This window comes from Kitasatospora sp. NPDC058190 (genome assembly GCF_042883685.1).
GTDB lineage: Bacteria > Actinomycetota > Actinomycetes > Streptomycetales > Streptomycetaceae > Kitasatospora.
Genome location: NZ_JBHVVI010000194.1, coordinates 1 through 11,579 on the forward strand (window position 1 = coordinate 1; position 11,579 = coordinate 11,579).

Below are 11,579 nucleotides of genomic sequence, written 5' to 3' on the forward strand. Positions count from 1 at the left end.
TTCAACCCCACTGCTGCGACAGCGGGTTGGTGCAGGTCTCTCACCTCCACACGATCAACAAGCGCCTCACGGCGCACCTGCTCGACCACCCACCGCTTCGGTTGCGGAACGAAGCCCTTGCTCTGGGTGTCGGGGTTGCGGCGGACCACCTCGACGGTGATGTCCTTCACCGCCCCGTGGATGATTACGGCGTCCTTGAAGCCCTGGTCGACCAGGACCTTTTCCAGGCGCATCCCGCATCGTTCGGCTGCCTGGTCCAGCAGGGCGATGCCGGCCTCGTTGTCGTGCGCGCTCGCGGCGAGGATCACCACACCGATGATCAGGCCCAGCACGTCGACGGCGAGTCCCCGCTTCCTGCCGGGCGTCTTCTTGTTCGCGTCCAGTCCCGTGGTCTCCTTCGGCACCCCGGCCGCCACGCGCACGGACTGGGTGTCGATGATCACCAGGGACGGGACCCCGGATGCAAGTCCCGGGCATCTCAGCCTGCCCATTGACAGGCCCACCCCTCATGGGTGCGCGGATAGGCGCTTACCCTTGTGCGAGGTCGGGGCGCGACAACTGCGCGCGACAGCAGCCGCCAGGGCGGGTGCCGACCTGTTCGTCGCGTGCCGCTGAATCTTGACCGATTGCCACCGAACCTGACCGACGCGGGTTTCTGCCACTGATGGTTGGCCACCCAGGTCAACGAGCGAATGTCTGACTGGGCGCGTCGGCCGACGGGCGTGGCGGCAGGTACTCCCCGGGGCAAGCCGTTCACCCGCGAGATTGGTGGAGACTCTCTGTGACCAGCTGCTCGTCCAGGGCTTCTGCGTCAGCGGCTGTCCGCATGGACCAGCGCGCAATCTGCTGGGCTGGCGGGACGTCAAGAGCCGCTAGCCACCCAGCGCACGCGCCTTGCCGCGGCGTCCTGCAACCATGACGACGGCAGCCGCCGACAGTACCATCGGACCACCCCGCCCCCCGAGTGGATACGAACCCAGAGCCGGGACGGGAACCCTTGAACAGGCCGCAGCGGCGGCCCAGCGCCCTCCCGCCGACCTGGGCTCGCCCAGCGTGACCGCGAGTTGATCCGCGGCGCTGCTCGGTTCGGGCATTCCCCGGACACCCGCGCGGGCTGTACGATGCGCGCCTGGCCTGCGGCCGCAAAGGGGGGAGCCGACGGTGCTCTGGGGCGGACTCACGTTGTGCGTGCTGCTCGGCGGCGAACTTGGCGCGGTCACCGCGGGGTTCGCCAACCTCGGTACGAGGGCCGCCGTGGGATTGATCGTGGCCGGCCTCGTCCTCGCGCCGTGGACCGGCCTGGCCGGCTTCACCGTGCTGCATCGTGTTCTACGCCGGCGCCGCGGGCTGCACGGCCCGCCGGTCATGGAAACGGCTGCCGCGAAGATCGAAGCGGTCCGGGAGATCCGGGAAGGCGAGGAAGTCCTGCTGCAACTCGACCTTACGGTCGCACCGGCCACCCGGCCTGCCTACCGCGCCAACGCGGGCGTCGATGTGCACCTGCCGGAGGTGAACGACTACCGCGTCGGCCACGTCGTTGTCATCGACTACGACACCGCCCGCCCCTGGCGCATCGTGGTGCGCAAGCAGCCCGGCGCCGCTTGGGCCGCACGCCTGGCAGCCATCCGCATCGACACCGCGCCACCCACCACCCGCCGAACCGCGCCGCACCGCGAGCACCTCGGCACCGCCCCGCTCTACCTCACGGCCACCACGGCAGGACTGCTCGGCTCACTCTGGCCGCTATGGGCCCTGTGCAGCTGAACAGCGGCCCGGCGACGGCGGCGAGGGTGCCAAGTACTGGCTCCACGTCCTGACCGAGATCAAGAACCGCGGCGTCTCGGACGTGTGCATGGTTGTCTGCGACGGGCTCAAGGGCCTGCCCGACGCCATCGAGACGGTCTGGCCGCAGGCCGTCACACAGACGTGCATCGTCCACCTGATCCGGGCCTCGTTCCGCTACGCGGCCCGCCAGGACTGGGACAAGATCTCCAAGGCGCTCAAGCCGGTCTACACGGCTCCGACCGAGGACGCCGCCCTGGAGCGGTTCGTCGAGTTCACCGAGGCCTGGGGGAAGAAGTACCCGGCGATCGTGCGGCTGTGGGAGAACGCCTGGGCGGAGTTCGTGCCGTTCCTGAGCTTCGACGTCGAGGTCCGTCGGGTCATCTGCACCACGAACGCGATCGAGTCCGTGAACGCCCGGATTCGCAAGGCCGTCCGCTCGCGCGGGCACTTCCCGAACGAGCAGGCGGTCTTGAAGTGCGTCTCCATGGCGATCATGTCCCTCGATCCGACCGGGGTCGGCCGCAAACGCTGGACGACCCGCTGGAAGGCCGCACTCAACGCCTTCGAGATCGCCTTCGACGGCCGACTCTCCGCCGGCCGCCGCTAACTCAACCCAACCGAGTTACACCGTTCGCCGGGCTCTGCCACACATCCGAGATGTTGTTGGTGATCTTCACCGGCGAGGGTGAGATCGTCGTCGATCGGCGGCCGTTGACTATGCCCACCTGCTGTCCTGGCCTGGAGATTCGGGCTGGTCGAAGGGTGGGCTGCGGTGGCGATGGGTTCCTGGTCCGGGCGGGAGATCCCGCCGTTGACCGCACGGATGGCCCGGGCGAGCAATCCGCGGGGCACGGCGGCGATGTGGGTGCGCGATCATCTGGACGGACTGTTCACGGACGACGATTTCGAGGAGTGGTATCCGACTGACGGGCGTCGTGGCCTGTCGCCGGCTCGGCTGGCACTTGTGTCGGTGCTGCAGTACTCGGAGAACCTCACCGACCGGCAGGCAGCCGAGGCCGTCCGGTGTCGTATGGACTGGAAATTACTGCCTGGGGCTGGAGTTGGACGATCCGGGCTTCGACTTCTCGGTGCTCAGTGAGTTCCGTGACCGGATGGCCGATGGCGACCGCGCCGACCGCCTGCTGGCCGTGATGGTGGAGCGCTTGGTGGAAGCGGGGCTGGTCAAGCGGCACGGCCGGCAGCGGACCGACTCCACGCACGTCCTGGCGGCGGTGCGACGCCTGGACCGGATCGAGCTGGTGGGTGAGACCCTTCGCGCGGCCCTGGAGGAGCTGACTGCCGCCGATGAGGAATGGGCGGCTGCCCTGATCACCGGCGAGTGGGCCCGGCACTACGGCCGGCCGGTGCGCTACGACCGGCTGCCCAAGGAGACCAAGGAACGCGAGCAGTACGCGCTCACGGTCGGCGAGGACGGCATGCGGCTGTTCCGTGCCCTTCTCGCTCCCGATGCCCCGGCCCGGCTCCGCCGACTGCCGAAGGTCGAGGTCCTGCGGCAGGTCTGGGTCCAGCAGTACGGGTACGACGAGACTGGCACTCTGCGCTGGCGCGGACCGAAGCAGACCCGGGACCGGCTCAGCCGCAGGGCCACCGCCCGCCGGTCCGCCGGGGCGGCCGCTGCCGGTGGAGCCCGTCTCTCCCCACGATCCGCAGGCGCGGTTCAGCCACAAGCCCGGCAAGGCCGAGTGGGTGGGCTACAAGGACCACCAGACCGAGACCTGCGACGACGGCCTGCCCAACGTGATCGTCCACGTCGCCACCACGCCGGCACCCGAGCAGGACATCGACGCCCTGGAGCCGATCCACACCGACCTCACGGCGCGTGACCTCGCCCCGGCCGAGCACCTCGTCGACGGCGGATATGTCACCCCGGCCACCATCCACCGGGCCAGGACCGAGCACGGGATCGACCTGGTCGGCCCCGTCCGTGTCGCACCCGCCTCCCGGTCCCGCCCGGGCTTCAACAAAGAGGACTTCCAGCCCAACTGGACTGAAAGAACGCTGACTTGTCCCAACGGCGCAACCAGTCCGCCCTGGAAGCCGACCTTGGCCGACGGCCAGCCACGCCTGTCCGTGCTCTTCCCCCGCGCCACCTGCCGGCCCTGCGAGGACCGCCTCCAGTGCACCGGAAACGTCGACGGCAAAGGCCGCCACGTCCTGCTGTTGCCGCAACCCCCGCAGGACATCCAGCACCGGGTCCGCAAGGAACAGCAGACCCGGACCTGGCACGATCGATACGCCCTCCGGGCCGGTTGCGAGGCCACCGTCTCCGAGACCGTGCACGCCCACGGCCTCCGCCACTGCCGCTACCACGGCATCGCCAAAACCCACGTCCAACACGTGCTCACGGCAGCCGGAACCAACATCATCCGACTCCAGCAGCACCAGCCGGACAACGACCGAACCAAAGACGCGACCCGTTTCACACGCCTGTGTCAGCAACTGAGCGACGGGACTCGAACCCGCTGACACTCCCGCACCTACTTGAAGATCGCCAACGGCATCCAGAACTTGAGCCAGAACCCGTTCTCGTGAACAGAGCCAATGCCCTGGCGCACCCGTCGAGGACGAAGCCGTTGTCCAACCGGACCTGGACCCGTGGCTGTCCGTTACCGGAAAACCGATATCCCAAGCAGCTCATGAGCGCACGCCAGGGGCCGCGACTGGTGCTGGTGGTGCTGGTGGTGTACTGGCGTCATGGACCTTCCTTCATCTCCGGAGTCCGCCGACTCCAATGGTGCCGTGCGCTTTTCGATGTCCGCGCGGCAGCGCCGGGGCATCCTGGTGCCAGCGGCGATGTTCGCCGCACTGGCAGTGCTGGCGCCGCTGATCCCGTCGGACATGAACGGCAACCGGCAGATCATCCAGATCTGTTCATGGTGCATCGCCCCCCTCCTGGCTCTCTGCTATTTCGTCTTCGGCGGTGACTACACAGAGCTGAGCCCCGGCGGCATACGAATCCGCCGGGTGGGAATCTTCCGGAAGTCCTGGACCTGGGAGCAGATCGATCACCTCTATGTGGAGACATCCCACATACAGGGCTCGGTCATCGGCAAGGTGGTGATCAGCGATACCTCCGGTCGGCTGAGCCGCCTCACCGCGCCTTACTCGAACAGCACGTCGATGGCGAGCATGACCTTCGACAAGGACGCTGCCCAGGTCATCGCCTACTGGCAGCGACACACCGGACAACCCGTGACACCTCCCGCGGTGATCCATCGACGCTCGACCATGTTCGGCCGCTGGAAACGCATCAACTGAGCAACGGCGGCGGCGAAGAGATCCTTGCGATCAACCGGATCGAGCACGTCCTGCGGACTCGTACAGCGAGAGCACGATGTGCTCGAAGACCATCCGGCCGACAAGCGGTGCGGAGACAACGGGGGCGACCCGCACCTGCACGACCGGAGCCCACGTCACCCTCGCCATTGGTTATCGTGCCCGGTCCGGCTTGGCCCGCGCCATTGCGGGCTGTCTGGTCCTGGATCTCAGGACGCGGCGCGTGGCCGTGCGGCGTGTTCGAGGGCGTACTGGAGCTCGTCGCGGTTCATGGTGGAGCGGTGGGGGATGTCCAGGTCGGCGGCGCGCTGGTAGAGCTCGGCCCGGGTGAGCTGGGACAGCTGCCGCTTGCCGGTGGCGCTCGTCCGCTTCGCTACGGGCTTCTTCCCCGTGGCGGCCTTGGCGGAGGTGCTCTTCGTGCCCGCGGCAGGCTTCGGGGGGCGGCGGGCCCGGGCTTGCGGCTTCTTCTCCGCCTCACCGGCGGGCTCGCCCTTGCGGGCGCTCTCCAGACTGCGGCGCAGGGCGTCCATCAGGTCGACGACGTTGGTGGCCTCCGGGGCGGGCCCGGCGGAGACGGCGATCTCGCGGCCGGCGAGCTTGTCCTCGACGAGCTTGTGCACCTGTTCCTCGTAGGTGTCGTGCCACTGCGAGGGGTCCCAGTCGACGGCGAGCATGCCGATCAGCTGCTCGGCGGTCTCGACCTCCTTCGGGGACAGCTTCACCTTCTCCGGCAGGTCACCGACCTCGATGCGGGGGTCGCGGACCTCATCCGCGAAATGCATGGTGCGCACCTCCAGCAGCCCGTTCTCCGAGCGCACCGCGGTCAGGTACTCCTTGCCGCGCATCGCGAACATCGCCAGCCCCGCCTTGCCCGCGTGCTCCAGCGCCTCGACCAGCAGGGCGTAGACCTTCTGGTACTCCTTGCCGCGGGGTCCGAGGTAGTAGAGGTGCGGTCGAAGGAGATCGGGTCGATGTCGGCGAGGTCGACGAAGGCGGCGATGTCGATCGCGCGGGAGCGGCCGGGGGAGATCTGCTCCAGTTCGTCCGGCTCGACGATCACGTACTCGCCCTCGGCGACCTCGTAGCCCTTCACGATGTCCGCGAACTCGACCTCCTTGCCGGTGCGCTCGTTGACGCGCTTGTTGCGCACCCGGTCGGAGGTGCCCCGCTGCAGCTGGTGGAAGCGCACGTCGTGGGACCGCGTCGCGGTGTAGAGGGCCACGGGCACGGTGACCAGGCCGAACGTCAGCCCCCCGTCCACATCGGTCGGGCCACGAAAGGCCTCCCTCCTGCCTGCGGTACCGGGCCGCCGCCGGCGCGCGAGGGCCCCACCGCCGGCGTGACCCGCCGCCAGGCGGTGGCGCACCCGGTGCTGGGCCGACCGTAGTGGGCCAGGGCAGGGCTGTCGCGTGCAGGCAGGTGTGCTACCGGTCTCGGGCGCGGCGTCCAGCGGCCGGGCCACGCCCGCCTGGATCTCCACCCGGAACGTGCCCGCGGCGTCGGCGTAGACCAGTGCCCCGTCCGCGGTCCGCTCGCCTGTGGCGTGGACGATGACGACTTCCGGGGGTGCGTGCCCGCCCGGGGTGCCGGGCAGGGTGACCGCGTACCGCTGCGGGGTGTCCACGGGTCTCACCCGGATTCGGCGCCGGCGTCGCCGAGGGCGGCGCGCACGCTGTCGCAGACGGTGAAGAGCTCGTCGGTGCCGGTGATCTCCAGCAGTCGGCGCGCCTGTGCGGTGGGGGCGGCCAGCAGCAGGTCCACGTTCGCGGCCTGGGCGGCCAGGCGGGCGCCGAGCAGGGCGTTCAGGTCCTGGGCGAGGAGATCGGCAGCAGTGCCGAGGAGCTGCTCGCGTGCCGCCGGTACGCGCTGACCGGCGACGCGCGAGCGACCGAGCGGTTCTGATGCCGCAGGTCAGGCCGGGGTCTTATTGTTTCGGTCCCTCGTGGGAGAGGGTGCCGGCCGCGCCCGCTTCGCGTTCGCAGCGGACGATCGCGGTGGCGAGGTCCTTCTCGAAGTCGTCGATCCAGGCGCCGAAGGCCAGACCGACGAAGGACTCGTAGTCCTTGAAGCCGACCGGCTCCGGGGACAGCGGCGTGACGTAGATGCCGGGGTTGGTGTCCTTGTAGACCCGGGCCTTGAACGGGGTACCGTCGTCCGAGAAGAGCATCACCGTGCGCAGGTCCGGCCGGTGTTCGAGGACGTCGCGGCGAAGTTCCTTGATGAGCCAGCACCGTTGCCGGTGGATCTCCTTGAACCGCTGGCCGTACGGTCCGACGTGCTGGCCGGCCGGTGACGGCGTCACGATGTGGATCTGCTCGCCTCTGTACGGCGTCAGCCGGCGCAGAACGTCGGACAGCAGTTCGGCGAGCCGACGCTGATCCCGTTCCTTCCACTGCGCTTCCAACTGCTTCGGATCCTGCTGCGGCGGCTGCTTCCTGGCCTTGTTGATCGCGTCGTCCGACCCCATGGCGCCGACGCCATCCGGCCCCGCCCCGCGCTGGCGGGGCTTCTGCTGGATCCGCTCGAACGAACGACAGCATGGCGGCGCCCGCCGGTGATGGCCCGGAGGTGTGCGTCTCGGGTCCGGCGGGCGCCGACAGGCAGCGTAGCGGGGCGCAGCCAGGTCTACAGCGCAGGTCGGGGACCTGGCACTGGAGGACCCGAACGTCGACCACTCGGTGCCCCTCGTCGGAGAGGGAGCCGGACCGGTGGGGCGCGGGCGGCCGGGTGCCGGGGAACGAGGGGGGAGCGTTCCGCGGAACCCGGCCGTGGAGGCCAGCCGCGCCGGGGTCACGACGTGGCTGCGCTGGCCGGCGGCCCGATGGTGCTGTGGTGGGGCCGCCGTGCCGGGAATGCTAGACCCGCTGATCAGCAGATTGCCAGGACTTTGACCTGCAATCTTTCGGCCGCGAACATGCCATCCGGCGGCGGTCCGCCGACGTAGACGCGCCAGGCGCCCATCACTTGGCCGGCCCGGTCCCTCGGCCGACGGCTGCTGGTGGGATGCCCGTGTCCGATCTCGCGTGCAGTACGCACCCGTCCAGGACGCGTTCGAAGCCGCACCCAGACCCCGAAGCACCCGATTGCCGAGCCGTCGAGTCACGCGTTCCGTGACGACTCGGCATATACCAGTGGCCAGGCACGACACGAGGACCTGGAAGCACGCCGGCCCCAGGACCGCCGGTGGTGCCGTCAGCAATCCAACGATCGGCCTCGTGGGTGATGCGGATGGGAACTGCCGTGAGCAGGGCTGCTGTGAGCAAGTTGCCGATGGTCGGCGCATTGTTCTGGGCGATCAAGATCGTGGCGACCACCCTGGGCGAGTCGGTATCGAACTTCGTGTCGATGGCACCACTGAACCTCGGCTACGCCACTGCCGCGATCATCTTCCTGGTGGCGTTCGGGCTCACCCTGACGATGCAGCTGAAGATCGACCGGTTCCAGCCGGTGGTGTTCTGGTCGGTGATCCTGACCACCAGCATCGTGGGCACCGCGATGTCCGACTTCATGAACCGCACCGCCGGCCTGGGCTACGCCCGCGGCGCGGCCGTGCTGACCAGCCTCCTGGTTGCCGTGCTCATCGGGTGGCGGCTGACCGGGCAGACCATGGACGTGGAACGGATCGACACCACCCAAGGCGAGATCCTGTACTGGACCGCGACCCTGGTGTCCAACACGCTGGGCACCTCCAGCGGTGACTTCCTGTCGAACGGTCTGGGCCTCGGCTTCCGCGACAGCGCTCTACTGCTTTCCGGAGCGATGCTGCTGATCCTCGCCGCCCACTATCTGACCCCGGTCTCGGGCACCGTGCTGTTCTGGACGGCCTACGTGCTGACCCGCCCACTCGGCGCGGTCGCGGAGAACGCGGTGGAAAAGCCCGTCGCGCAGGGCGGACTCGGGGTGGGCACCACCATCACCTCCAGTGCCCTGCTCGCCGTACTGATGGTCCTGGTCGGCTACCAACTGCTCAGCAACGACGAGCAAACCCGCACGGTAGAAGACACTGCTCTCTAAAGTCGGATGGCCGGTCACGTTGCCGTGACCGGGAACACCCGCTGTCCTCTGACCGGTGATCTTGACCGGCCCGTTCTCGCCGGGTGAACGGGCGTCGCAACGAGGCGCCTGATGGATTCAGGCTCGTTGCGGCTGGTCCGTCGGGTTGGCTCAGTGGTCGCCGAAGAAGATCTCGCGAACCTCGCGGGCGGCGTAGTAGACCAGCACATAGCTGGCGGCCGGATCGGCCCACCACCAGCCGAGGGTGCTGTTGAGGACCAGGCCGAGCAGAACCGCCACTGCCAGCAGGCCGTCAATGAGCGTGACCCGGCCCTCGGTCCTGAGGACCGGGTTGTCCAGGGCGGCGCCCGTGCGGACCTTGCCGAAGGCGAGGGTGAACATCACTGCCGCGGTGATCGCCGTCCAGACGATCCCCAGGGCCGAGTGGTGCGGATGGAAGCCGCTGACCAGGACGATCGTAGACTGCGCAAGCAGGTAGAGGCCGAGCAGCGCGAAGCCGCCCCCGATGAACCGCAGCGCCCTCTTCTGGCGCTCTTCGCCAGTGCCGGAGAGTTCCCAGATCACCACAGTGGAGGCGCCGATCTCAATCAAGGAGTCCAGGCCGAAGCCGGCCAGCGCCACTGACTTCGCCGAGATCGCAGCGCCAGCGAGCACCACGATGCCGACCACGTTCCAGCCGAGTGTGGCGTACTCCAGCGCGAAGCCGCGGCGGAGCAGAAGCTGGCGGGCGGTGTCATCGGTGCTGTTCACCGCGCGATTCTCCCAGACCCGTCCACCGGGCCGGCATCCGAACGCCAGCAGCCCGTCAGCGCCGCACACCAGCGCGGTAACAGCCACCGTCTCGCCCATCCAGCGATCAAGATCAAGTGGCAGATACGTACCAGTCGTCAAGATCACTTGGCAAACGGTCAAGATCTCGTGTCAGAGGTCAACAGTGTCCCGTCTCACCGAAGTTTGACCAGTCTCAACGGACTTTGACCGCGGCCTCCACCGGCAGGAGCGGGCGGGGTCAGAACGGTGGTTCGTTGGAGTAGGTGCCGTCCCAAGGGTCGGGGGCGGGGGCGGCGCTTGGCCGGACCTGGAGGAGAGCGACGGCTTCGTTGACGCGGCCGAGGTCGATGAGGTGGTGGGCCAGGACGGTGTTGTTGGAACCGGGGTGCTGTTCGAGGACAGCGACGGCTTCCTCGATGCGGCCGGCCTCGGCAAGTAGGTGCGAGAGGGACCAGGCCGCGTACCAGGTGCCGCCTTCGGGGTGCGCCCGGGCCTGCTCGATCGCTTCGTCGAGTAGGCCGCAGTTGGCCATGAGCGGCAACCGTATCTGGAAGAAGTCCCAATCCTCCTCACCGTCACGCCGCTCCTTCAGAGCGTCGAGGTAGGCCAGAGCCTCCTGGGCACGGCCGTGCTCGGCATACAGGGTGCACAGCGCGTCAACGACGCAGTCTTCCGCTCCGCCCGGAGAGTCCGCCAGGGCGCGTATCACCACGATCGCCTCGTCGGTGCGGCCGTGCCGGACCAAGAGCTGGGACAGCAGATGGGCAACGCGCCACATGCCGTGGGGCTTCTCGGCGAAGGTCCGGTAGACGGCGATCGCTCCCTCCTCATCGCCGCGTGCCTCCAGCACCTCGGCCAGGCTCCGCGCGGCGTGCCCGTGGTACTCGGAGTCGGCGTACGCGCGCAGTTCCTCAATCCGGTCATGCCTGGCCAGCAGGTCGGCCAGCGCGTCCCGGCCGTTGACCGACGTAACCTCCCGGCGGCGCAGCAGGGCGATCGCCTCGTCGACGCGGCCTTGACGCTCCCGGACGGTGGCGAGCAGGCCGAAGGCGTTGGACGGCTCCAGGCGGAGCCGGCGGCAGTCGGGGTCGTCGCAGGCCGGGACCGCGGCCTCGATCCGGGCTTCCAGCAGCGCCGCCACCTCCTCGTCCTGGCCCGCGGCTTCGGCGACGTCGACCAGGGCCTGGGCGAGGAACCAGTCCTCAATCCCGGGCCGCAGCAGCGCAAGCGCCTCGGCGGCCCGGCCGTGGCGGGCCAGCAGACGCGCGAAGAACTCCAGGACCAACCGGTCGCCGGCCTGCGCGTAGGGGCGGGACAACTCGATCGCCTCCTGCGCCCTGCCCCAGCATTCCAGCAGCTCGGCCCGAGCCCGGGCGGCCGGCCACCGGCCCGTCGCGATATACGGACCAAGCACGTCCAGCGCCTGCTCGTACTGCCGTCGGTCACCGAGCAGCCGCGCCCACTCCAGCGCGCAGAACCACTCCCCGCGCCCGGCCTGGAACTCCACTTCCCGCTCGTGGCCAAGCTCCAGAAGCCGGGTCACCAGCGACGCAGGAATGCAGCCCGACAAGGTCCGGGCCCGGTAATCAAAATCAGCAGCGTCCACGACCCCGCACCCTAGGGAACGTATTCGGTCGTGATCAATCTGCGTGATTTACCTTCGTGGCGGGTCCTGATCCGGTAGACCGTGGTGTGTGACGCGAGCGCAACTG

At 68.8% G+C, this 11,579-nt stretch carries 11 protein-coding genes and 2 pseudogenes; 6 read left to right on the plus strand and 7 right to left on the minus strand.

Annotation, left to right across the window (positions count from 1 at the left end):
* Positions 1-452, minus strand: a pseudogene (locus ACFVWU_RS42545) (transposase); the annotation flags it as partial.
* Between the two features lie 730 nt (positions 453-1,182).
* On the opposite strand from ACFVWU_RS42545, the gene ACFVWU_RS42550 reads away from it, so the two are divergent.
* The 5 genes and pseudogenes from ACFVWU_RS42550 to ACFVWU_RS42570 all read left to right on the plus strand — a co-directional run bounded on the left by ACFVWU_RS42550 (position 1,183) and on the right by ACFVWU_RS42570 (position 5,064).
* The gene (locus ACFVWU_RS42550; RefSeq protein ID WP_387631583.1) at positions 1,183-1,764 is read left to right on the plus strand and encodes a hypothetical protein; all 582 of its coding nucleotides are present in this window, start codon (positions 1,183-1,185) and stop codon (positions 1,762-1,764) included.
* Positions 1,765-1,774: 10 nt separating this feature from the next.
* Positions 1,775-2,392, plus strand: a pseudogene (locus ACFVWU_RS42555) (IS256 family transposase); the annotation flags it as partial.
* A 252-nt stretch (positions 2,393-2,644) separates the two neighbouring features.
* A complete protein-coding gene (locus tag ACFVWU_RS42560; RefSeq protein WP_387631604.1) occupies positions 2,645-2,884 on the plus strand; it encodes a transposase in 240 nt (79 codons plus the stop codon).
* Positions 2,885-3,426: 542 nt separating this feature from the next.
* A complete protein-coding gene (locus tag ACFVWU_RS42565; protein ID WP_387631585.1) occupies positions 3,427-4,272 on the plus strand; it encodes a transposase in 846 nt (281 codons plus the stop codon).
* A 228-nt stretch (positions 4,273-4,500) separates the two neighbouring features.
* The gene (locus ACFVWU_RS42570; RefSeq protein ID WP_387631588.1) at positions 4,501-5,064 is read left to right on the plus strand and encodes a hypothetical protein; all 564 of its coding nucleotides are present in this window, start codon (positions 4,501-4,503) and stop codon (positions 5,062-5,064) included.
* Between the two features lie 227 nt (positions 5,065-5,291).
* Here ACFVWU_RS42570 and ACFVWU_RS42575 read toward each other — a convergent pair whose 3' ends face one another.
* From ACFVWU_RS42575 to ACFVWU_RS42590, 4 genes are all read right to left on the minus strand, one after another.
* Positions 5,292-5,981: a Ku protein gene (locus tag ACFVWU_RS42575; protein ID WP_387631606.1), complete on the minus strand. Its 690-nt coding sequence runs from the start codon at positions 5,979-5,981 to the stop codon at positions 5,292-5,294.
* Complete coding sequence (locus tag ACFVWU_RS42580) at positions 5,906-6,706, minus strand: DUF6296 family protein (RefSeq protein WP_387631591.1); 801 nt, start codon at positions 6,704-6,706, stop codon at positions 5,906-5,908. The genes ACFVWU_RS42575 and ACFVWU_RS42580 overlap by 76 nt, the downstream gene beginning before the upstream one ends.
* A 5-nt stretch (positions 6,707-6,711) precedes the next feature.
* The gene (locus tag ACFVWU_RS42585; protein ID WP_387631594.1) at positions 6,712-6,843 is read right to left on the minus strand and encodes a hypothetical protein; all 132 of its coding nucleotides are present in this window, start codon (positions 6,841-6,843) and stop codon (positions 6,712-6,714) included.
* Positions 6,844-7,006: 163 nt separating this feature from the next.
* Complete coding sequence (locus ACFVWU_RS42590) at positions 7,007-7,549, minus strand: hypothetical protein (RefSeq protein WP_387631596.1); 543 nt, start codon at positions 7,547-7,549, stop codon at positions 7,007-7,009.
* A 788-nt stretch (positions 7,550-8,337) separates the two neighbouring features.
* Here ACFVWU_RS42590 and ACFVWU_RS42595 point away from each other — a divergent pair.
* Positions 8,338-9,096, plus strand: coding sequence for a hypothetical protein (locus tag ACFVWU_RS42595; protein ID WP_387631598.1), 759 nt, complete (start codon positions 8,338-8,340; stop codon positions 9,094-9,096).
* 150 nt (positions 9,097-9,246) lie between these two features.
* Here the strand turns inward: ACFVWU_RS42595 and ACFVWU_RS42600 are convergent, their stop codons facing one another.
* Both ACFVWU_RS42600 and ACFVWU_RS42605 read right to left on the minus strand, forming a co-directional pair.
* Complete coding sequence (locus tag ACFVWU_RS42600) at positions 9,247-9,945, minus strand: cation transporter (RefSeq protein WP_387631600.1); 699 nt, start codon at positions 9,943-9,945, stop codon at positions 9,247-9,249.
* A gap of 160 nt (positions 9,946-10,105) precedes the next feature.
* Positions 10,106-11,410 (minus strand): tetratricopeptide repeat protein, encoded by a 1,305-nt coding sequence (locus ACFVWU_RS42605; RefSeq protein WP_387631602.1) that lies wholly within the window; start codon positions 11,408-11,410, stop codon positions 10,106-10,108.
* Positions 11,411-11,579 lie beyond the last annotated feature (169 nt).